We start from the raw sequence: 20001 nt of genomic DNA on the forward strand, positions 1-20001 counted from the left end.
GCTCCCTGTCACGCCTCCGGGTGACCACGAATGCTGCGCTATCTTAGCGCATACCGGGCGGCGCCGTGGCCCGCCGCAATGAAGTGCGGCCGCAATTCGTCACGCAGGGTCAGGGCGTAGGAATCAGTCATGCCCGCGATCATGTCGGTCAACAGTTGGGCCTCGCGGTAGCGCAGCGGCATGGTATTGCGCGGCGATTCGAACACCCGCCGGTAGTTCTCCGAGATGCGCCCATAGGCATAGGCGGCAAACGGGCTGCGGCGCGACGACTCGGGGCGGGCGGGATCGACGCGGTCCGTGATGGCGAACCAGAGCATGTCCATCAGCTCGTGGATGACCTCGAAGCCGGTCAGCTCCACCTGCAGCACGCTGGGGTGGCGGTAAATGTGGCGCAGGTTGAACTGGCGCAGGGCACCGATGAAGGCCCCCGCGCTGGAGGCGGCGAGCAGCTCGCCCTCGAAACGGCCGGCGAGCATCGCCTCGTGATGCCTCAACCAGGCCTCCGTGAGCGCGCGGGTCAGGGCGCCGATGGCGCGGATGCGGAACACCTGCATCGAGATGTCGTTCAGCTCCGCCGGCGACAGCCCCGCCTCGCGGTAACCGTTGTGCTCACGCTCGGCCGCATCGCACACCCAGGCCACGGTCGCGTCCGAACCCGCCGCATGGCGCAGGTGGGCGAGGATGTCATGGAACGACAGCAGGCGCTTTTTCACCGCATCCTCGGCATCCAGCACGCAGTAGGCGATGTCGTCGCAGGCCTCGAGCAAAAAGCAGAGCGGGTGACGGCGCCCCTCGCCGAGCCCGGTCGCCCCCCACACCTCCTCGACCAGCGCGGCCTCGGACTGGAAGAAGCCATGCTTGCGCCGCACCGGCACGGTCTTGTCGGTACGGTCGGAGGCCACCGGATACTTGATCAGCGCGGCCAGGGTGGCATGGGTCAGGTTGAGGCCGTAGTCGTCGTTGAGGATCTGCAGCTTGGTCAAAAGGCGCAGGGCCTGGGCATTGCCCTCGAAGCGCAGGAAGTCCTGCCGCATGGCCTCGGAGAGCCCATGCTCGGGGCCGAGCACGGTGTCCGCATGGCGCTCGAACCAGGTCTGGATCGCCCGCTCGCCCTGATGACCAAAGGGCGGGTTGCCGAGGTCATGGGCAAGGCCGAGGGTCGCGAGCAGGGCGGGGATGTCGCGCTCCACATGCGGCCGCCCGCGCCCGACGCCGTGGTTGAACACCAGGTCCACCCCCATCGCCCGCGCGAGGTTCGCCACCTCATGCGAGTGGGTCAGGCGGGTGCGTACCACGTCGTTGCGCTCGAGCGGAAAGACCTGCGTCTTGTCCGCCATCCGCCGCACCGGCGCAGCGTAGAGGATGCGGTCGTAGTCGCGCTCGATCTCGGTGCGCACCTCATGCCCGCCGAGCGGCATCGGCGCCTGCGAGCTGGGGCGGCGGCGGGCAGGGTTGAGAAGGCGTATCCAGTCAGTCATCAGTGTCCCATGGGAGCGGCATCACGCCGCGATCGGTACAATGCCGGCAAGCATAACGAATGAAGGGGGGATTGCCATGAAGATCGGCCTGCTCGGCACCGGCCTGCTCGGCGCGGCGGTGGTCGAACGCCTGCTCGCGCAGGGCTTTCCGGTCACCGTGTGGAACCGCACGCCGGACAAGAGTGCCCCCCTCGTTGCACTGGGGGCGCAGCAGGCCGCCACGGCTGCCGAGGCCATCGCGGCGAGTGAGGTCATTCTGCTGTTCCTCGCCGACCGCACCGCCTGCGAGGGCGTCCTGCTCGACCCCGCCACCCGCGCGGCCCTGCCCGGCAAGCTCGTGGTGCAGATGGGCACCCTCGGCCCCGAGGACAGCCGCCAGCTTGCCCAAGCCCTGACCAGCGCCGGGGCCGAGTATGCCGAATGCCCGGTGCTCGGCAGCCTGCCGGAGGCGCGCGCAGGCACGCTGATCCTGATGTACGGCGGGGATGAGGGGCTGTTCGGGCGGATCGAGCCCCTGCTGCGCGCGCTCGGCCCCGAGCCCAAGCGCATTGGCGACATCGGCCAGGCCGCGGCGCTCAAGCTGGCCATGAATCAGCTGATCGCTAGCGAGACCGCCGCTTTCGCCATGAGCCTCGCCCTGGTGCAGGCGAGCGGGGTGGCGGTGGAGGACTTCATGCACATCCTGCGCGGCAGCGCCCTCTACGCGCCGACCTTCGACAAGAAGCTCGAGCGCATGCTCCAGCACGACTACGCCCGCCCCAACTTCCCGCTCGACCACCTCATCAAGGACGTGCGCCTGTTCATCCGCGCCGCCGAAGGGGCAGGCATCGATGCAAGCCCCTTGGCCGCGCTGGAGGCCGTGCTCGGCGAGGTGTCCGCCCAGGGCCACGGCGGCGAGGACTACAGCGTGCTGGCGGAGGGTTTCAGGCCCGTGTGACCGGCGGGTTACAATCCCGCCGATTTTGCCCGTTGACGCGAGTACCACCATGCACCACCACCTCACCCCCATCCGCCGCGCCCTGCTCTCCGTGTCCGACAAGACCGGCCTTGTGGACTTCGCCCGTTTCCTGGCCAGCCGCGGGGTGGAGCTGCTGTCCACCGGCGGCACGGCGAAACTGCTGCGCGAGGCCGGCCTGGCGGTGAGGGATGTGTCCGAGCACACCGGCTTTCCGGAGATGATGGATGGGCGGGTGAAGACCCTGCACCCGAAGGTCCACGGCGGTATCCTCGGCCGGCGCGGGGTGGATGATGCCGTGATGGCGGAGCATGGCATCGCCCCCATTGACCTTGTGGTGGTCAACCTCTACCCGTTCGCCGAGGCCACCGCCAAGCCCGGTTGCAGCTACGAGGACGCGGTAGAGAACATCGACATCGGCGGCCCGACCATGGTGCGCGCGGCGGCCAAGAACCATCGGGATGTGACCATCGTGGTCAACCCGGCCGACTATGCCGGCGTGCAGGCGGAGATCGAGACCCAGGGCGGAGTCAGCGCCGCCACCCGCCTGGACCTGGCCGTGCGCGCCTTCGAGCATACCGCCGCCTACGACGGCATGATCGCCAACTACTTCGGCCGTCGCGTGCCCGCGCACAGCGCCGCGCCGGTGGCCGAGGCGAGCTGGGAGAAGCCCGCCGACTTCCCGCGCACCTTCAACATCCAGGTCGAGAAATACATGGATCTGCGCTACGGCGAGAACCCGCACCAGCGCGCCGCGTTCTATGTCGAGCCCAACGCCCCGGCCGGTAGCATCGCCCGCGCCACCCAGTTCCAGGGCAAGGAGCTGTCCTACAACAACATCGCCGACACCGATGCAGCGCTGGAGTGCGTGAAGCAGTTCGATGCCCCGGCCTGCGTGATCGTCAAGCACGCCAACCCCTGCGGCGTGGCCGTGGGTGAGAACATCCTTGCCGCCTATGACCGCGCCTACCAGACCGATACCGAATCGGCCTTCGGCGGCATCATCGCCTTCAACCGCCCGCTGGATGCCGCCACCGCCCGCGCCATCGTCGAGCGCCAGTTCGTCGAGGTGATCATCGCCCCCGAGGTCACCCCGGAGGCCCTGCAGGTCACCGCCGCGAAGAAGAACGTGCGCGTGCTGGCCTGTGGCCTGTGGGGTGAGGACGACAAGGGGCGGCTGGATTACAAGCGCGTCGCCGGCGGCCTGTTGGTGCAGGACCTTGACCAGGGCATGATCAGCGCCGCTGATCTAAAGGTGGTCAGCCAGCGCACGCCCACCGAGGCCGAACTGCGCGACCTGCTGTTCGCCTGGAAGGTGGCCAAGTATGTGAAGTCCAACGCCATCGTCTACGCCAAGGACGACGCCACCATCGGCATCGGCGCCGGGCAGATGAGCCGGGTCAACTCCGCCCGTATCGCCGCCATCAAGGCCGAGCACGCGGGCCTTGAGGTCAAGGGCGCGGTGATGGCCTCCGATGCCTTCTTCCCCTTCCGTGACGGGATCGACAGCGCCGCCGCCGCCGGCATCACCGCGGTGATCCACCCGGGCGGGTCGATGCGCGACGAGGAGGTGATCGCCGCCGCCAACGAACATGGCATGGCGATGGTGTTCACCGGGATGCGCCACTTCCGCCACTAAGCGACCAGCGCGGCACATCGCGGCGACACGCCGGTCCCACCCGCAGCAGTTCGTAGGAGGCCCGCCCCGGGCCGATCTGCCGGCCAAGTCGCGCCGAGGGCGGCGCTCCTACCGTGCTTCGCTGGACCCATGGGAGCCGCGTGCCGCGGCGATGCTTATCTCCCCTCACCCCTGCCCCTCTCCCGCATGCGGGAGAGGGGTTCTCAACAAACCAACTTTCGCCCCATGCTCCGCATCCTCACCCTCAATGTGAATGGCATCCGCTCCGCCGCGAGCAAGGGCTTCTTCGACTGGCTGCCCGCCCAGCAGGCCGACATCGTCTGCCTGCAGGAGCTCAAGGCCCAGGTCGATCAGCTCACCGACCCCGTCTTCTGGCCCGAGGGCTACCACTGCTACTACGAGCCCGCCGAGCGCAAGGGCTACAGCGGGGTGGGGCTGTACGCCCGGCGCGAGCCGGATGACGTGATCGCAGGCTTCGGGGTGGAGGAGTTCGACCGCGAGGGGCGCTACCTGGAGGCGCGGTTTGGCCGGCTGAGCGTGGTGAGCCTCTACCTGCCCTCCGGCTCAGCCGGGCCGGAGCGCCAGGCCAGCAAGGACCGCTTCCTCGAAGCCTTCCCGGCCAAGCTGCGCGAGCTGAAAGCGGCCGGTCGCAGCGTCATCCTGTGCGGCGACTGGAACATCGCCCACAAGCCGATCGACCTGAAGAACTGGCGCGGCAACCAGAAGAACTCGGGCTTCCTGCCGCATGAGCGCGCCTGGCTGGACGAGCTCTACGACAAGGAAGGCTGGGTGGATGCCTTCCGGGTGGTCAATCAGGAGGCCGAGCAGTACACCTGGTGGTCCAACCGCGGCCAGGCCTGGGCCAAGAACGTGGGCTGGCGGATCGACTATCAGGTCGTCACGCCGGACCTCGCGGACAAGGTCCTGGCGGCCTCGGTGTGGAAGGAGACACGCTTCTCGGACCATGCCCCGCTGATCATGGATTACGATCTGCCAGGGCTTGCGGCGGAACCCCCCCTAGTTTCCGCCCTTCGGGTCTTGCCATGCGGCGAGCCAACGCCGTTCCAGACGGCATTGTTGAGGCCTGACGGCAGGTCGCAGACGGGTTGCGAGCTGCAGCCCGGAAGGCTCAAATGACCCCAGCGACGGCCTCGGCGGCCCGTTTCACGTCGAGGAAGATCAGGCCCAGCTTGGCCTGCGGCTTGGCCAGTACGGTCAGCACCGCATCCTCCCCAGCGTGGGTCATCAGGATGTAGCCCCTATCCCCCTTGATCAGCACCTGCTCCAGACCACCGCGGGCCAGCTCCTTCGCCGTGCGGTCCCCCAGGGAGAGCAGCGCCGCGCTCATCGCGCCCACCCGGTCCTCGTCCATGCCCGCAGGCAGCAGGGCGGCCATCATCAGGCCGTCGGTGGAGACAATGGCGGAGGCCTCGATGTCGGCCGAGGAGCCATTCAGCTCGGAGAGAATGGAAGTCAGCATGTCAGCACGCATGGGCGTTTCCTTGTTCCTTGAAATGGCTTCTTCGCCTCAAGCGGCCGCGGCGCGCACGGCGCCGATCACGCTGTCGATCTTGGTCATCACCAGGCGGTCGATCAGGACCGGCTTCATCCCGGTGGACTCGCCCAGGATGTCGATGAAGCTCTGCAGATAGCTCTCGACGATCAGCGCCTGCACGGTCGCGGCCAGCCGCTGCAGGCTGCACATCACCTGCCCCGCCTCCGCGGCCCCCATCCTGTGCGCGAGGGCAGTCGAGATGTGCGCGAGGATGTGCGACCACATGGCGATCACCATGGGGTTCTTGCCCTGCGCTTGATGTGCACCAGTCCGACGAAGGCCTGCCAGGAGAAGAAGTCGCTGTCATGCGGTCCCTCGCAGGTGCGCCGCCACCAGTCCGCCAGGGACGCGGCGCGTGCGTCCATCTCGTCCGGATGGAAGATCTCCGCCGTCGCCGGATGGGCCAGCACGGTCCGGTAGAAGGACTCCACCAGCCCCTGCCCCATCTCGAGCAGCAAGTCCTTGTTGGCGGTGACGACCGCGCTGTCGGCGTCGGTGAACCGGGTGTGCGGCGGCATCTGGGCCAGGATGCTCTCAACCATGTCTTTCATGATCCCCTCTCTTCCTTTCTGAGGTTGTCGCCAAGCAGGCCTTGACGATACTCACACCATGATCATGGTTTTTCAATCGCATATTTATTGATGCGGACATAACTTATGTCCATTGCATCTGTAAGTGATTCGATGGCCTAGAAGTACCGCGACACGGACGACTTCTTCCTGAAGCCGCCCTTCCGCGAAATGCGTGAAGACGCTCAAATGACCTTGGCGACGGACTCGGCGGCCCGTTTCACGTCGAGGAAGATCAGGCCCAGCTTGGCCTGCGGCTTGGCCAGTACGGTCAGCACCGCGTCCTCCCCAGCATGGGTCATCAGGATGTAGCCCCTATCTCCCTTGATCAGCACTTGCTCCAGACCGCCGCGGGCCAGCTCCTTCGCCGTGCGGTCCCCCAGGGAGAGCAGCGCCGCGCTCATCGCCCCCACCCGGTCCTCGTCCATGCCGGAAGGCAGCAGGGCGGCCATCATCAGGCCGTCGGTGGAGACAATGGCGGAGGCCTCAATGTCGGCCGAGGAGCCATTCAGCTCGGAGAGAATGGAAGTCAGCATGTCAGCACGCATGGCAAAGCTCCTTCGAATCAAAGGGTCATCAGTCGGCCAATCAGTTTCTCGCTCATGCCGAGTTGCCGGATCAGGTTCTCCGCCACGCGAGAGACGTTCTGCGCGACCTTGAGCACCTTGACCACCTGGCCCTGGGCATCGAGCAGTGGGGCATATTCGGCATAGAGAAAGATCTCGCTGCCATCCTTGCGGATGCGGCGGAAGGTGCCGTGTTGGCGCTCGCCCTGCCCCAAGGCCGCCCAGAAGTCGGCATAGGCGGGGGATTGGGCGTACTTTGGCTCGCAGAAGAGGCGATGGTGCTGACCCTGGATCTCTTCCAGACCATACCCCATGGCCTCCAGAAAGATGGGGTTGGCCTCCAGGACCTCGCCGGCAGGGTTGAAGAGGATGACGGCGAACATCCGCTCCACGCTCGCCCAGGCCTGGGTCAGATCATCGGCACTCAGGTGTTTCATCGGGGCTCTCCAAATATTCGTATTCGAGAGCCTAGAGCTTCCTGAGCGATCAGACGAATGCATTTTTCTTTGCCCATCCATCAGCCTGGGAGGATGGTTCGGGGCAAGGATCAAGCCGTCCTTTCGAGCACGGCGGCAAAAAAACCGTCCGTCCCGTGCCTTGCCGGGTCGAGCCTGAGAAGCGCCTCCACCCCCGGTACTTCGATCCCCTGCGCGTGAAGGATCGCCTGCGCGGGCTGCAGGGCAAACTCGGGATGGCGGGCGAGAAACTGCTCGATGATGCGCTCGTTCTCCTCGGGCAGGATGGAGCAGGTGGCATAGACGATGCGCCCGCCCGGCTTGAGCAGGCGGACGCTGCCCTCCAAGAGCTCGAGCTGGGTGCGGTTGAGTGCCTCAAGGTCGAGCGGCCGCCACTTGAGGTCCGGGTTGCGGCGCCAGGTGCCGGTGCCGGAACAGGGGGCGTCGATCAGGATGCGGTCGAAGGTGCCCTTGGCGCGCTTGAGGTGGATATCGCTCATGCCGGAAATCGGCAGCGGGCGCACGTTGGACAGCCCCGCACGGCGCATGCGCGGGGTCAGCTTGTCCAGCCGGTGGGCCGAGATGTCGGTGGCCATGAGGCTGCCCTTGCTCTGCATGAGGGCGCCGAGCTGGAGGGTCTTGCCACCCGCGCCGGCGCACAGGTCGAGGACGCGCTCGCCGGGCCTGGGGTCGACCAGGTGGCCGACCAGCTGGCTGGCCTCGTCCTGCAGCTCGAACAGCCCCTCCTTGAAGGCCGGCAGATTGAACAGCGGGCGGCGATCCATCCTGCGCAGGCCGTGCGGGGCGTAGGGCGTGGGTTCGGTCGGCAGACCGAGTTCGTCCAGCGTGTGCTGGAGGGTTGCGCGATCGGTCTTGAGCACGTTGACGCGCAGATCGACCGGCGCGGGCTGGTTCATGGCGGCCATGAGCTGCAGCAGCCCCGCCTCGCCATAGACGGGCAGCAGGCGCTCGGCCAGCGCATCCGGCAGGTTGCCGCGCACGGCGAGCGGGGCGTCCTTGTCGCTTCTGGCCTGCAAACGATCGAGGGTATCGGCGGCCTGGCCTTGACCTAGCCACTTGAGGACGAAGTCACGTTCGGCCCAGCCCTGGTCGAGCAAAAAGCCGGCGACCAGGTGGTTCCACTGGCTTTCATTCACCTTCATCCACCACGCCAGGCTGCGACGGCTACGCAGTACACCGTACACGCTCTCCGCCACCACGCCGCGGTCACGCGCCCCCATCTGCGGGCGCTGGCGGAAGTGGTGATGGATGACCTGGTCAGCCGGCAGACGGCCTTTTGCGATCTCCTCGAGGATCTCCACCGCAAGGGCGAAGTGGTGGTAGCGGGCGCGAAAGACTGAACTCATATGGAAAATCCCATCAATGAAAATGGCCCGCTGGGTACGGGCCTTGAGCAGGTCAAGGGAACGGCTGGAAAGGGCATCGCGAAAAACGGAACGTGGCACGTTCCCTCCCCCCTGGCGGGGGAGGGTTAGGGAGAGGGGGCTGTCGTTTCAAGGCCTCACCACCCTCTCCCCCAGCCCCTCCCCCGTCAAGGGGGAGGGGGGCCACCATGGGCCACTGCCCGCGGCGCACCCCCGACCTGGGCTTTACGGGTGGTACTGGTACAGCCAGGTCTCGGTGATTGGCTTGCCGTCGAGCTCCAGATGGCAGCGCAGCTCGACCGGCTCATGGCCGTCCACGGTGATGTCGAACTCCGAGCGCCAGCGCGGGGTGTACCAGATGGCCTCGCTGCGGGTGAGCGAGACCTGCCCGCGCGAGGCGGAGACCACCACGGTCGGGCGCACGCCCCAGGGGATGGTCTTGAGGATCTCGCCATCCCACTCGATGACGATCTTCTTGGCATTGGCCGGGCGCTCCTTGCCGAATTCGCCACCGCGGCCCATGCGCAGGGCGACGGCGCGGGCGAGATCCTTCTTCGGGAAGTAGGGCGTGTCGGCCAGCCAGTGCAGGCGGTACTGGAAGCTGAAGCTGGTGCCAGCGCGGGCGGGCTTTTCCGGCACCCAGAACACGCCGATGTTGTCGTAGATCTCATCATCCGTGGGGATCTCGACCAGCTGCACGCGGCCCTTCCCCCAGTCGCCGATCGGCTCGACCCAAGTGGTGGGGCGCTTGTCGTAGTTCACACCGTCAAGGTAATGCTCATAGTTGCGATCGCGCTGGGCCAGGCCAAAGCCACGCGGGTTCTCGTCCATGAACGAGGAGAACATGATGCGGGTGGGGTTGTTGAGCGGCCGCACCAGGTGCTCCCCCGCGCCATTCCACATCACCAGGGTGTCGGAGTCGTGCACCTCCGGACGCCAGTCGTGAGAGTGGGCGGCGGGGTATTCGGCATACCAGAACATGGAGGTGAGCGGGGCGATGCCGAGGCGCTCCACGTCCTTGCGCAGGAAGATGTGATTCTCGATGTCCATCACCACGCCGCTGGTACGATGCAGGGCGAAACGGTAGGCCCCGGTGATGGAGGGGCCATCGAGCAGGGCATAGACGATCACCGGGTCGCCCTCGCGCAGGGCCGGCTCGAACCAGAAGGAGCGGAAATCCGGGAATTCCTCCGGCTCGGCGGCGCCGACGTTGAGGGCGATGCCGCGCGCGGACATGCCAACCTGACCAAGCTCGCCCACGGCGCGGAAATAGGCGCCGCCCTGAAAGGTGGCCCAGGGCTCCTGCTTGGTCCAGTCACCGATGCGGCGCGATTCCTGCACCCAGAAACCGGCGATGGCGGATTCGCCCGGACGGATGTCGTTCATCGGGCTCTGCGGGCCGAAGCTGAAGTAGTCCGGCTGGTAGATGATCTCGCGCGCCTGGCCGTTGTCCACCGCGAACATGCGCACGGTCTTCTGGAAGTAGTAGCCGACCGGGCGGAAGGTGATGGGGTAGACGGAGGGGCCGTCCTTCCACAGGGCACGGTCGTTCTTGAATTTGATCTTGCCCTGCTCGTCGTAGTCGATCTTCTTGACCGCCTCGGGATTCGGGCGGGCCGGCTCCTTGTAGGGCTGGCCGGCCATGTCCTTGGCCATCTTGATCAGCATGTCGAAGTCGAACGGCTTAGCCTCGCCGAACTTGAGGCCGGCGGCATCAAGAGCAGCGCGCGCCTCAGGGCCGATCAGGCCCCAAAGCGGCAGGCTGCTCAAGGCGGCAAGGAAGCTGCGGCGGGAAGTATCCACGGACATGCGGGGCTCCATAGGAAGTTTGTGGCAGGTCGACTGAGGATTGTACGTCGAATAGTGCGGGAGTCAGTCACCCAACTGCTGCCGCATCGCGTGGAAGCGCGCAAGATGCACCGCCTGGCGCCGGTTGCCCCAGCGGCCCGGCTCGACCTCGAACACCCCGACGAAGGGTGTGCCGCACTGTCGGCACCGGCCGCCCGCATCCAGGTTCCACGCGGTGATCGCGTAGCCGTCACGGCCGATGAGGGTGGCCCCGCAGTGGTGGCAATAGGTGGCCTGACCTTCGGGGTCGCGGATATTGCCGGTGAAGACATAGCGCATTCCCGCGTCCATGGCGATGCTGCGCGCGCGCTTGAGGGTCGCGGGCGGGGTCGGCGGGCGGTCGAGCATGCGGTAGTCCGGGTGGAAGGCGGAGAAGTGCCAGGGCACCTCCGGCCCGAGCTCCGTCACCATCCACTGGGCCATGGCGTGCAGCTCCTCGTCCGAGTCGTTCAGGCCGGGGATGAGCAGGGTGGTGACCTCCAGCCACACGCCGGTCTCGTGGCGGATGTAGCGCAGGGTGTCGAGCACGGGCTGAAGATGAGCCCCGGTGTGCTTCTTGTAGGTCTCCTCGGAAAACGACTTGAGATCGACATTGGCGGCGTCCATCCAGGCGTAGAACTCGGCGCGCGGCGCAGGACAGACGTAACCCGCGGTCACGGCCACGTTCTTCAGCCCACGCGCGCGGCAGGCCTTCGCCACGTCGATGGCGTACTCGTGAAAGATCACCGGGTCGTTGTAGGTGTAGGCGACGCTGCGACAGCCGGTGCGCAGGGCGGCCTCGGCGATGGTCTCGGGGCTCGCCTGATCCAGCAGGCGGTCAGTCTGCCGCGACTTGCTGATGTCCCAGTTCTGGCAATAGCCGCAGGCGAGGTTGCAGCCCGCCGTGCCAAAGGAGAGCACCGGCGTACCCGGCAGGAAGTGGGCAAGCGGCTTTTTCTCGATCGGGTCGATGACAAAGCCGCTGGAACGCCCGTAGGTGGTGAGGACGACCTGGTCCGCCACGCGGGCGCGCACGAAGCACAGGCCGCGCTGGCCCTCGTGCAGCTTGCAGAAGCGCGGGCACAGGTCGCACTGGATGCGCCCATCGTCCAGGCGGTGCCAGTACTGGGTCGGCACCACGTCGGGATCGGCGAGGGAGAGGTGTTCGGCTTCGCGGGTCATGAGGAAGAGTGGAGGGGATGTCCCTACTACATAGACGCCCCCCGTTCGCTATTCAACCCGCCCATCGGCACGCGAGGCTGCTATGTTCTGGTGTAAAGAGCGGCCGCCCCAAGAGGAGCCATGCCCATGGAGATTCGATCCCCTGCCTTCGCCAACCATGGCGCGATCCCGCGCGCCTTTACCTGCGACGGGAGCGACCATTCGCCACCACTCGAATGGAGCGGCCTGCCTGACGGGACGCAGAGCCTCGCCCTGATCGTCGACGACCCGGATGCCCCGGACCCCGCCGCCCCCACCCGGACCTGGGTGCACTGGATCCTCTACAACCTGCCGCCCGGGACGACCGGCCTCGCCGAGGGCATCTGCACCCTGCCACCCGGCACCCTCGGCGGGCTGAACGACTGGCGGCGTACCGGCTACGGCGGCCCCTGCCCCCCCGTTGGCCGCCACATCTATTTCCACAAGCTGTATGCCCTGGACTGCCTGCTACCGGACCTTAGCCTGCCCACCAAGGCGGCCCTCGAACACGCCATGGCCGGCCATGTCTTGGCGCAGGCCGAGCTGGTGGGTACCTACAAGCGCTGAGGGTCCGGGAACGGACCGGGAGGATGCATATGCTCTTGGGCATGGTTGAACTGGCCTGCGCGCGTGAGGCCGCGCGGGAGGTGCTGGAAACCCTCCGCCTGGATGACTACCTGTTCGAAGTCGAACCCAGCGAGGCCGGCTGGCGGGTGCGCATCGAGTGCGCCATCCCCCAAGGATGGGAAGCGGTGGAGATCGAGGTCGACGCCGATACCCTCGTCGCCAGCCGCAACGACAGCGCCCTGCGCCGCATGCTCGTCGAGGCGTGGCGGCCCCGGCTGGCACACTGCAAGCTCGGCTAGGCGGGCTTTAAAACCCGGCAGGCAGCCTCCAGCTTGTGGGCATTCAACCCTCGAAGGGTCTCGCCATGCCCCATGCCCGCCCCGCCGCCGTCGCCGGCCGCTTCTATCCCCTTGACCCCGCCGAACTGCGCCGGCAGCTGGAGGCCTACATGCCCGCCGGGCAGCCTGTCGCCGCCCGGCCCAAGGCTCTGATCGCCCCCCACGCAGGCTATGTCTATTCCGGCCCCGTCGCCGGCCGGGCCTATGCCCGGCTGGCCGGGGCAGGTGGCTCGATCGAGCGCGTCGTTCTGCTTGGGCCTGCCCACTTCGTCCGCCTACGCGGACTGGCCCTGCCGGAGGCGGAGGCCTTCGAAACCCCGCTCGGTCGCGTCCCAGTCGATGCGGCGGCGGCCCAGGCCATCGCCAGCCTGCCCCAAGTCGTCATCAGCGATCGCCCCCATGCCCCGGAACACAGCCTGGAGGTCCACCTCCCCTTCCTGCAACAAACCTTGGGCGCGTTCAGCGTGGTGCCGCTGGTCGTGGGCGACGCCACCTTCGAAGAGGTCAGCGAGGTGCTGGAGAGGCTGTGGGGTGGGCCGGAGACCCTGGTCGTGGTCAGCACCGACCTCAGCCACTACCTCGACCACGCCGCCGCGCGCCAGAGGGACGCGGCCACCGCCGCGGCGATCGAGGCCCTACGCCCCGAGGCCATCGGTTTCGATGCGGCCTGCGGCTGCATTCCCCTCGGCGGGCTGCTGAGCCTTGCACGCCGGCAGGGGATGGAGATTGAGCGGCTGGACCTGCGCAACTCCGGCGACACGGCCGGCCCGCGCCACCAGGTGGTGGGCTACGGTGCCTGGGCCCTGTACGAGGCGGCGGCATGACGACGCGGCATCCTCTGATCGAGCTGGCGCGCGCCTCCATCGCCCACGGCCTTGAGCACGGCCACGCCCTGCCGGTGCGGGTCGAGGAGCATCCCGCCGAATGGCAGGCCGAGCGCGCCTGCTTCGTCACCCTCAACCTCGAGCAAAGGCTCCGCGGCTGCATTGGCAACCTGCAGCCCATCCAGCCGCTGGTGCGAGACGTGGCGGAGAACGCCTTCAACGCCGCCTTCCGCGACCCGCGCTTTGCGCCCCTGCATCCCGCCGAGCTGGATGCGCTCGACATCCACATCTCCATCCTCGGCCTGCCGGAGATCATCGCGGCGGGGTCCGAGCAGGAACTGCTCGGGCAACTGCGCCCGGGCAGGGACGGCCTGATCATCGAGGCGCGCGGCCGGCGCGCCACCTTCCTGCCCTCGGTGTGGGCGCAGCTGCCCAAGCCGGCGGACTTCCTCATGCAGCTGCGGCACAAGGCCGGCCTGCCGCCGCGCGGCTGGGAGGAGGGGATGCGCGCATGGCGCTACGGGGTGGACGAGATCAGTCACTGATCCGCCCGGAGGAAAGAGATCGCCCCAAGGGAAATTCTGAAAAAATCCATCCATGGATTTTTTCAGCTCGTCTTATCAAGGCGCATGTCCGCGACGGACTCCGCGAATCAACGACGGAACGCGTTGTTCGCGTTGGGGCATCCTGCCCCAAACGGGAAACGCTGAATGATTCAGCGTTTCCCTAGGTGGGCTGCCCGGCAGCCTCCACCTCGATGCGGTTGCGTCCGCCCATCTTGGCCCGATAGAGCGCCTCGTCGGCGCGGGCGATGGCCACGTCCAGCGACGCATCCTGCGGGGTCAGGGTGGTCAGCCCCAGGCTCAGGGTATAGTGCAGCGGCTGGCCATCGCTGTACACCGTGCTCGCCGCCGCCTCGTCGCGCAGGCGCGCGGCCAGGCGCAGGGCCGCATCCAAGTCAGTGTCGGGCAGGAGGATCACGAACTCTTCCCCGCCATAGCGGGCAGCGATGTCCGCCGTGCGCAGGGTGACCATGAGCTGATGTCCGAGATGACGCAGGATCTCGTCCCCGGCAAGATGGCCGTAGGTGTCATTGATGCGCTTGAAATGATCCACGTCGAGCATGATGAGCGCGGCGGACGCCGTATGGCCACGCCGGATCCGCGCATGCTCGCGCTCGGCAAGCTCGAACAGGTGACGACGGTTGACCAGGCCGGTGAGCTCGTCGTGGGTGGCCTGGTGGCGCAGGGTCTCGAGCAGTCGCTTGCGCTCGGTGATGTCGTGAAAGGCGACCACAGCCCCGCGGATGCCGTCATCCCCCCCTACCGGCGAGACCCGCATGGAGATGGGCAGGCCCGTGCCGTCCTTGCGCCAGAACCACTCATCCTCCGCCTGCCTCACCTGGCCATCCTGCAGGGTCTGGTGGATCGGGCACTGTTCATGTGGATAGGGCGTGCCGTCCGGGTGCCGCCCATGGAACAGGGCGTGACTGTCCTTGCCCAGCACCTCGTCCTCGGACGCATAGCCCAACAAGCGCAGGGCCGCCGGATTGATGAAGGTGCAGCGCCCATCGGGCCCCACCCCGTAGACGCCCTCGGCCAGCGCCCCGAGCAGCTGGCGTTCCAGGGCGCTGCGGCGCTCGATCTCGCGCCCTTGGGCGCGGATGGTGGCATTGAGCCCCATCAGGTGACGCTGCTTGCGCCACACCACCACCAGCAGCCCCAGGTTGAGGGCCGCGAGCACCAGTGCGGCGATCAAGGCCATGCGATAGCGCTGCCACACGTCAGCGAGGGTGAAGTCCGGCGCCTGCTCGAAGGGGGGCAGCCGCAAAACGCGCAACAGCTCGCGCACCGGCTCGTAGTCCAGCGGGATGGTGAAACCCCAGATGCCGAGGCGCCGGGCGGTCTCGCCATCGTGCGGCAGATCCAGCAGCGCCGCCGCCATGCGACGCGCCAGGTCCTGCTCCACCTGCGGCAGGGCAGCGAAGGCCCATTCGGGATACAGGCGGGTGGAGCTGATGAAGGGGAAGTGCGGCAGATCCTGGCGGTTCAGCACCCGCACCTCGGAGAGGTCAATCCGCCCCTCACCCGCCAGCGCCTCCAGCACCCCGGTACGCACAAAGCCGACCTCGGCCCGCCCCTGCAACACGGCCTCCACCACCTTGTCGTAGGGCATCCCCGTCTCCAGCAGAAAGCGGCCGCGCGGAGGCACCAACCCCGCCTCCAGCATCTCATAAGCCTGCATCTGGTAACCGCCGAGGGACCCGACAAACGGCGCAGCCACGATACGCCCCTCGACGTCAGCCAGCGTGACGATAGGGGTGCGCGTGGTCGTGAAAATCACACCCCCGAAGGCAGAGAGCGGTCGACCTTGCCCCTGCAAGATCAGTGAGCTCAGCGGTGCCGTCAGATGGTACCGATGGGCCATGCACAAATAGTGCGCCGGGTTGGTGAGGACGAAATCCACCTCGCGACGCGCCAGCGCATGCTCAAGGTCGTCGTACCCCATGGCCCGCACCGCCACCGGCATCCCCAGCCGACCCTGCAGGTACTCCTCCAGCGGGGTCCACTGCGCCTGGACCTGGGCTTGCGGGCGCACGGCGAGAATGCCGATGGAAACCCCATCCCCGCCCAAACCGGCAACGGCCCCGGCCTGCTCCAGGGCAAGCGCCCCCCGCGCCGGGAGGAAGAGGCTGGCGAGCAGCAGGACGACGAGGAGGCGATGCAGAACAGCCGCGGTCATGCTTCCTCTCCTCCTCCGCCCGCAAAGACCCGCCCGAGCCAGTCCTCTGCGGGCTCGGGGCGGCCGTAGAGGAAGCCCTGGGCAATCACCTGGCCACGCTCGCGGAGGAAGGCCGCCTGGGCCTCGGTCTCCACGCCCTCGGCCACCACCATCAGCTTGAGGTGCGCGGCCATGGCAATGATGGTGTCAACGATCGCCGCGTCATCCCCGTCGTGCGGCAGGTCGCGGATGAAGCTGCGGTCGATCTTCAGTTCGTGGATCGGCAGGCGCTTGAGGTAGGCGAACGAGGAATAGCCCGTGCCGAAATCGTCGATGGAGAAGCGCACGCCAAGGCGTGCCAGTTCGAGCATGGTGGAGATCGTGCGACCGGGGTTGTCGATCACCAGCCCCTCGGTGACCTCCAGGACCAGCAGCCCGGGGTCCGCGCCATGCCGGGCGAGGGACTGGCTGACGCGGGCAACGAAGTCGGAGGCCGCGAACTGGCGCGGCGAGATATTGACCGCGATGCTCAAGGCCCGACCCTCGCGGCTGAGCTGGCCGAGGTGGAAGCAGGCGCGATCGAGCACCCAGTCGCCGAGCACGCCAATCATGCCGCTCTGCTCGGCGATGGGGATGAACTGCGCAGGCGAGATCATCCCCTGCTGCGGGTCGATCCAGCGCACCAGCGCCTCGAAGCCGCGCAGCGCCCCTGTTGCATCCATCTGCGGTTGGAGGAAGAGGCGGAACGGCCGTTCGCTTTCCCCGACGGCCAGCGCGCGCGCCAGGGCGTGCTCGAGATCGAACGCGACCCGCACCCGCTCGCCCATGCCCCGCTCGAAGAACTCGACCCGGTCGCCACCCTCGACCTTGGCGACATGCATGGCGAGGTTGGCCTGGCGCAAGGTCTCCTCGCTCGGCTCGGCGCCTTCCAACTCCGGCGGGGGATAGAGGGCGATGCCGAGGGAGGCCGACACCCGGAAGGTCTCCTCATGCACATCCAGCGGCTGACGCAGGGCGGAACGCAGAGCCTCGGCAATGCGCAGGGCCAGCTCGGCGGCCGCCGTGGCGTCGGCCCGCCCCGGCGGGAGCAGGACGGCGAACTCGTCGGCCGCCAGACGTGCCAGGCCGACACCCACCGGGGCATGCAGGCGCAGGCGCTCGCCCGCCGCGATGAGCAGGGCGTCGCCCCATTGCGGTCCCCGTCCCTCGTTGACGCTCTTGAATCGGTCGAGGTTGAGCACCAGCACCGCGCCATGCTGGCCGGTCTCGGCCGCCTGCGCCAGATGCTCGCGCAGGCGGGCAAGGAAGCCCGCGCGGTTGAGCAGGCCGGTCAGCGAGTCGTGCTCGGCGAACCAGGCACTACGCTCCTGAGCCTGCTTGAGCGCGGACAGGTCGGAGGCGTTGGCGACGTAATGCAGCAGCCGCCCACGCTCGTCACGCACCGCGGAGATGGTCTGCCAGAGCGGGATCAGCGTCCCGTCTTTGCGCCGATCCCAAATTTCACCCTGCCACTGGCCGGTGGTGTTCAGACCGTACCACAGCTGGCGATAGAAACCCGCATCATGCAGGCCGGAGCTCAGTTCCGCCGGCGTCTTGCCCAGCACATCTTCCTCCGCGTACCCCATGATGCGGGTGAAGGCCGGGTTCACGGCGATGATGCGTTGTTCGGGGTCGGTGATCAGCAGCGTTTCGTCGAGGTGGTCGAAGACGGTCTGCGCGAGGCGCAGGCGGGTCTCGGCCGCGCGCTGGGTGGTGACATCCTCGCCCACCGCCAGCACCATGCCGTCGAGCCGGCGCAGCGACCAGTTGATCCAGCGCATCGATCCGTCGGCAGCCGGCAGCGGGGCCTCGACGCCACGGATCTCGTGCAGCTCCCCGTCGCGCAGGCGGGCGAACAAGCGCGGGAAGGGCTCCCCGGATGGTTGTGTCAGGATGGAGAACGGCTGCTGCTCCAGCGCCTCCGGGGCGCAGTCGAGCCATTCGGCGACCCGCCGGTTGGCCAGCACGATGCGCTCCTCGCCATCCACGACCACCACCAGCGCCGGCAGGGCCTGCAGCAGGGTGTGATCGAAGTCGCGCTGCTCGCGCAGGGAGCGGGTCTCGCGCCCAAGCCATTCCACCATGCGGTCGAACGAGGCGGTCAGCTCCGCCAGTTCGAATACCCCGCGCCGGCCCACGCGGGCATTGAGATCCCCGCCCATCACCCGCCCCATCGTCTCGCGCAGGGCTTGCAACGGTGCGGCGACGCCGCGATCCAGCCAGAAGGCGAAGATCACCACCATCACCAATCCCAGCATCAGGAGCGGCAACTCATCGCGCAGGTTCTCCGTCCGCCGCGCGGCGACCCGCTCGCTGAGGTCGTAATCGATGTGAATCAACCCGCGTCGGGTACTGCTCAGCTCCCCCGGCGCCGACGGGTGGGCATAAGGAACCCATATCATCAGCCGCAATCCGTCGCGCATGAGATAAGGCTCGAGACCGGCGCTGATGCTGGCATAGCGCGCGGCATCAAGCATCGACTCCACCTCGGCCGCCTCTCGCCCCACCCAATCCAGCTGACTGGCGTAGAGCACCTTGCCATCCGGGTCGAACAGCGCGGTATGCACCTCCCCCTCCTCGGCCGCATGGAGCATGATCTCGCGCTCAAGCCGCGCCGGATCGCGCGCGAGGTCGACCTCGGCCTGGCGCGCCAGACGCGCCCCCTCCTCACGCAGATGGGCCTCGAGCTCCGCGATCAACCGCGAGCGCTCACTGAAGTCGAGCACCAGCAGCGACAGAAGGCTGAACGCCAGGGTCGCGCCGAACATCAACAGCGGCAGGAAGGTCTTCAGGCGGCGTGGCAGCAGGCGGTTCATGCGACGGGCAGGTACTCGGCGTGGACCAGGTCTTTGAACAGGCGTTGCTGCAGGATGCCATCGCCCGAGGGCAGGATGCCAGCACCCTGCAGGATCGCCGCCACCTCACGGGCGCGCTTGAGCAGAAGCGGATGGGAACCCTCCAGCAAGCGACGGTTGTGGCCGAGATCGGTCAATTGGAGCCCTCGCAGCCCGGCGAGCACCGTCTCCGGCCGCTGCCTAAGCCGCGCGCCGATGCGGTGGGCGGCGTCCATGCGGTTGAGAGCGAGGTCATGCACGGCACGCAGGGTGACCTTCACCAGATGCTGCAATGCGGCCCGGTGCTGGACGAGGGTGGAGGGATGGACCGCCAGCACGTCGACGATGGTGTCCGGGAGGGCGCGCGAATCGAAGAGGCGCACTGCCCCTTCCGCTTCCAGTTCGCTCAAGGCCGGCTCGAAGGTGATCAGGGCATCGATGCGGCCTGCACGCCAGGCCGCCGCGTGTTCGTGGAAGCCGAGGGACACCAGCTGCACCTGATCCGCCGCGAGCCCGCCGCGCTCCAGCAAAGCCGCAAGCATCAGCGCGCCCACCGCCGATTGCTCGACACCGATCCTCGCCCCCGCCAGGTCGGCGAGATGCATGGGATGGCGGGCCAGAACACCGTCCGCCCCAGCGGAGACGTCGAGCACCATCGGCACGATGAGCGGCACCCCCAGGGCTCGCGCGCGCAAGACCTCGTCGAGCGTCAGCGCCGCCGCCTCCACCAGCCCGCTGCCGAGCAGGTGCAGGGAGTCCGTGGCCGAGGGGGTCTCCACCAGCCGCACCCGGCCGGCGTCCAGCCAGCCATGCTGGCGGGCCAGGAACATCGGCTCGTATCCCAGCCATGGATGGACCGCCACGCGCAGGGGCGGGCGCGGAGCGCACCCACCGAGCAGGAGCGCGGAGGCGGCGAGCTTGGCGAGAAAACCCCGGCGGGAGAGAGGGTGCATCAGAGTCCGTCGGATGGCGTAATAACTGCACTATAGCAAAGCACTATAGCAAAGGGGTTGCCGGATGCTGGCCTGCGGCACGGCCCTAGGGAAACG

General features: G+C 67.6%; 18 protein-coding genes and 1 pseudogene. 7 read left to right on the forward strand and 12 right to left on the reverse strand.

Annotation, left to right across the window (positions count from 1 at the left end; genetic code table 11):
• Nucleotides 1–38 precede the first annotated feature (38 nt).
• Nucleotides 39–1478: a dGTP triphosphohydrolase gene (dgt, locus tag V6D91_RS04775; protein ID WP_347318246.1), complete on the reverse strand. Its 1440-nt coding sequence runs from the start codon at nt 1476–1478 to the stop codon at nt 39–41.
• Nucleotides 1479–1554: 76 nt separating this feature from the next.
• Between dgt and V6D91_RS04780 the strand changes: the two genes are divergently transcribed.
• The 3 genes and pseudogenes from V6D91_RS04780 to V6D91_RS04790 form a co-directional block, all read left to right on the forward strand.
• Nucleotides 1555–2415, forward strand: a complete 861-nt coding sequence (locus V6D91_RS04780; RefSeq protein WP_347318248.1) for an NAD(P)-dependent oxidoreductase — start codon at nt 1555–1557, stop codon at nt 2413–2415.
• A 49-nt stretch (nt 2416–2464) separates the two neighbouring features.
• Complete coding sequence (gene purH, locus V6D91_RS04785; RefSeq protein ID WP_347318249.1) at nt 2465–4072, forward strand: bifunctional phosphoribosylaminoimidazolecarboxamide formyltransferase/IMP cyclohydrolase; 1608 nt, start codon at nt 2465–2467, stop codon at nt 4070–4072.
• Nucleotides 4073–4297: 225 nt separating this feature from the next.
• Nucleotides 4298–5062, forward strand: a pseudogene (locus tag V6D91_RS04790) (exodeoxyribonuclease III); the annotation flags it as partial.
• A gap of 139 nt (nt 5063–5201) precedes the next feature.
• Here the strand turns inward: V6D91_RS04790 and V6D91_RS04795 are convergent.
• From V6D91_RS04795 to amrS, 8 genes are all read right to left on the reverse strand, one after another.
• Complete coding sequence (locus V6D91_RS04795; RefSeq protein WP_347318251.1) at nt 5202–5564, reverse strand: roadblock/LC7 domain-containing protein; 363 nt, start codon at nt 5562–5564, stop codon at nt 5202–5204.
• A gap of 36 nt (nt 5565–5600) precedes the next feature.
• Nucleotides 5601–5864 carry a hypothetical protein gene (locus V6D91_RS04800; protein WP_347318253.1) on the reverse strand — a complete coding sequence of 88 codons (264 nt, stop codon included), beginning with the start codon at nt 5862–5864 and terminating at the stop codon, nt 5601–5603.
• On the reverse strand, nt 5858–6178 hold the full coding sequence (locus V6D91_RS04805) for a protoglobin domain-containing protein (RefSeq protein WP_347318255.1): 321 nt from the start codon (nt 6176–6178) through the stop codon (nt 5858–5860). Before V6D91_RS04805 ends, V6D91_RS04800 begins: the two co-directional genes overlap by 7 nt.
• 203 nt (nt 6179–6381) lie before the next feature.
• Entirely contained in the window at nt 6382–6744 is a 363-nt protein-coding gene (locus V6D91_RS04810) for a roadblock/LC7 domain-containing protein (RefSeq protein WP_347318257.1), read from the reverse strand.
• A 17-nt stretch (nt 6745–6761) separates the two neighbouring features.
• On the reverse strand, nt 6762–7199 hold the full coding sequence (locus V6D91_RS04815; RefSeq protein WP_347318259.1) for a PAS domain-containing protein: 438 nt from the start codon (nt 7197–7199) through the stop codon (nt 6762–6764).
• A 110-nt stretch (nt 7200–7309) separates the two neighbouring features.
• The gene (locus V6D91_RS04820) at nt 7310–8584 is read right to left on the reverse strand and encodes an RsmB/NOP family class I SAM-dependent RNA methyltransferase (protein ID WP_347318260.1); all 1275 of its coding nucleotides are present in this window, start codon (nt 8582–8584) and stop codon (nt 7310–7312) included.
• Nucleotides 8585–8827: 243 nt separating this feature from the next.
• The gene (locus V6D91_RS04825) at nt 8828–10411 is read right to left on the reverse strand and encodes a glucan biosynthesis protein D (protein ID WP_347318261.1); all 1584 of its coding nucleotides are present in this window, start codon (nt 10409–10411) and stop codon (nt 8828–8830) included.
• A 63-nt stretch (nt 10412–10474) separates the two neighbouring features.
• Nucleotides 10475–11611: an AmmeMemoRadiSam system radical SAM enzyme gene (amrS, locus tag V6D91_RS04830; RefSeq protein WP_347318263.1), complete on the reverse strand. Its 1137-nt coding sequence runs from the start codon at nt 11609–11611 to the stop codon at nt 10475–10477.
• Between the two features lie 126 nt (nt 11612–11737).
• On the opposite strand from amrS, the gene V6D91_RS04835 reads away from it, so the two are divergent.
• The 4 genes from V6D91_RS04835 to amrA all read left to right on the forward strand — a co-directional run bounded on the left by V6D91_RS04835 (nt 11738) and on the right by amrA (nt 13903).
• Nucleotides 11738–12196 (forward strand): YbhB/YbcL family Raf kinase inhibitor-like protein, encoded by a 459-nt coding sequence (locus V6D91_RS04835; RefSeq protein WP_347318265.1) that lies wholly within the window; start codon nt 11738–11740, stop codon nt 12194–12196.
• A 23-nt stretch (nt 12197–12219) separates the two neighbouring features.
• The gene (locus V6D91_RS04840) at nt 12220–12495 is read left to right on the forward strand and encodes a hypothetical protein (protein WP_347318267.1); all 276 of its coding nucleotides are present in this window, start codon (nt 12220–12222) and stop codon (nt 12493–12495) included.
• A gap of 65 nt (nt 12496–12560) precedes the next feature.
• Complete coding sequence (gene amrB, locus V6D91_RS04845; protein ID WP_347318269.1) at nt 12561–13358, forward strand: AmmeMemoRadiSam system protein B; 798 nt, start codon at nt 12561–12563, stop codon at nt 13356–13358.
• A complete protein-coding gene (gene amrA / locus V6D91_RS04850; RefSeq protein WP_347318270.1) occupies nt 13355–13903 on the forward strand; it encodes an AmmeMemoRadiSam system protein A in 549 nt (182 codons plus the stop codon). The genes amrB and amrA overlap by 4 nt, the downstream gene beginning before the upstream one ends.
• Nucleotides 13904–14084: 181 nt before the next feature.
• Here the strand turns inward: amrA and V6D91_RS04855 are convergent, their stop codons facing one another.
• Genes V6D91_RS04855 through V6D91_RS04865 form a run of 3 tightly spaced genes read right to left on the reverse strand, consistent with a single transcriptional unit; the run spans nt 14085 to nt 19905 of the window.
• A complete protein-coding gene (locus V6D91_RS04855; RefSeq protein WP_347318272.1) occupies nt 14085–16100 on the reverse strand; it encodes a diguanylate cyclase in 2016 nt (671 codons plus the stop codon).
• Nucleotides 16097–18934 (reverse strand): EAL domain-containing protein, encoded by a 2838-nt coding sequence (locus V6D91_RS04860; protein ID WP_347318273.1) that lies wholly within the window; start codon nt 18932–18934, stop codon nt 16097–16099. The genes V6D91_RS04855 and V6D91_RS04860 overlap by 4 nt, the downstream gene beginning before the upstream one ends.
• Complete coding sequence (locus V6D91_RS04865; RefSeq protein WP_347318274.1) at nt 18931–19905, reverse strand: ABC transporter substrate-binding protein; 975 nt, start codon at nt 19903–19905, stop codon at nt 18931–18933. The genes V6D91_RS04860 and V6D91_RS04865 overlap by 4 nt, the downstream gene beginning before the upstream one ends.
• Between the last annotated feature and the right edge of the window lie 96 nt (nt 19906–20001).

The sequence above is a fragment of the Thiofaba sp. EF100 genome, from assembly GCF_039822285.1.
Lineage (GTDB): Bacteria > Pseudomonadota > Gammaproteobacteria > Halothiobacillales > Halothiobacillaceae > Thiofaba.